Consider the following 1721-nt stretch of genomic DNA (forward strand, 5'->3'; position numbering starts at 1 on the left):
CCCCGTCAACGTCTGCGGCAACGCCGTGGCCGTGGTCGGCGTGGCCGGCGCCGGGTGCGTGGACGGCGAGGCCGTCGTCCACGACGGGCCGAGCGGGGAGCCCACCACCCCGGCGTCACCGGCCGACCGCCGTACCGACGACGGCTACGACGGCTACGGAGAGGAGATCCCTGAGGAGAACCCCAGGGAGGACACCCCGGGCGAGGACGAGACCCCGGAGGCGACCGCCTCCCCCAGCCCGGAGGAGTCCCCCGCCCCCACCGAGGAGAACCGCGGTGAGGTGCCGGGGGACGAGGAGGGCGCGCCCCCGCAGGAGCGGCCGGGGACGCCCTCCCTCGAGGAGTCCGCCCCCGCCGAGGACGACACCGAGCTCGCCGTCACCGGAACCGACGGAACCGGGGTGCTCTGGATGGTCGTGGCAGCCCTCGCCACCGCCGCGGCCGGGGCCGGACTGATCCTCCTGGGTCTTCGCCAGCGCGCCCGCGCCTGATCGGCCGCCCGGGCCGCCGAGCGGCCCGGGGGGTGACGCGAGTCCCGCAGCACCGGCCGCAGCCGAGATCGCGGGGTTCACGTCAGCCGCCGCTCACCCAGAGCGGAGCTGATCGACCGAGCGCGCGCGTTCGCCCGCACCCAGTGGAGCCGAACCGCGGCGCGCTCACCAGCCCGGCAGACACGCACCGCCCAGGTGCGCGGCCGACCGGATGATCCCCGGGCTCGGTCGAGGGCCCGCGTCCCACCCAGGGACGCGGAACGGCCTGTGGCCCCAAGCACGACACCTTCTCAACTCGTTTTCCGAAAGGACTTCCCACATGAGTAAGTGGGCTGGCACATCAGCGAAGGCCATGCTCCTGGCAGCCGGCTTCGTCGCCCTGGGGACAGGCGTGGCGTTCGCCGACGGTGACATCGCCACCTCCGGCAACGGTTCGATCGGCGGAGGCAACCAGCTGGTCGTCGACGGCGACGTGCCCATCAACGTCTGCGGCAACTCGGTCGGGGCCGTGCTGGGGGTCTCCGGGGCCTCCTGCACCGGTTCGACGGCGGCCGTGATCGAGGACGAGGGCGACATCGCCACCTCGGGCAACGGCTCGATCCTGGGCGGCAACCAGGCCGTCATCGACGGCGACGTCCCGGTCAACGTGGCGGGCAACGCCGTCGGCGCGTTGGGCGGCATGGCCGGTGCCCAGGCCACCGACGCCAACGCCCTGGTCGTGCACGACGGTCACAGCCACGGCCGCGGTGGCGACCGCGACATCGCCTCGTCGGGCAACGGCTCGGTCCTGGGCGGCAACCAGATCGTGGGCGACCTGGACGTGCCGGTGAACATCTCCGGTAACGCGATCGGCGCCGTGGGCGGCGTCGCGGGCGCGGCGGCCACCGACGCCAACGCGATCGTGCACGACACCGCGGGCCGCGAGGGCCACGACGGTGACAACGGCGACGGCTACCGCGCCCACCAGTCGGCCCCCGCCGAGTTCGACACGATGGACCTGGTCGGCGAGGCCGCCGAGAACGTCCAGGTGCTGCCCGACACCTCCGGCGTGGACGCGGGCGTGCTCCGGCAGTCCGCGCCCGTCGAGCGCGAGCACATGGCGCACTCGGACATCGCCACCTCCGGCAACGGCTCCCTGGTCGGCGGCAACCAGCTGGTGGCCGACCTGGCGGTCCCGGTCAACTTCTCCGGTAACGCGATCGGCGCCGTGGGCGGCGTCGCGGGCGCGGCG

General features: G+C 74.3%; 2 protein-coding genes. Both read left to right on the forward strand.

Annotated elements, in window-relative coordinates:
* A partial coding sequence (locus D471_RS40520; RefSeq protein WP_017601716.1) for an ICP22 family protein occupies positions 1-490 on the forward strand: 490 nt, incomplete at its 5' end.
* Between the two features lie 319 nt (positions 491-809).
* The coding region (locus D471_RS0128170; RefSeq protein ID WP_026128156.1) for a hypothetical protein at positions 810-1721 on the forward strand (912 nt) is incomplete at its 3' end.

The sequence above is a fragment of the Nocardiopsis lucentensis DSM 44048 genome, assembly GCF_000341125.1.
Classification (GTDB): domain Bacteria; phylum Actinomycetota; class Actinomycetes; order Streptosporangiales; family Streptosporangiaceae; genus Nocardiopsis; species Nocardiopsis lucentensis.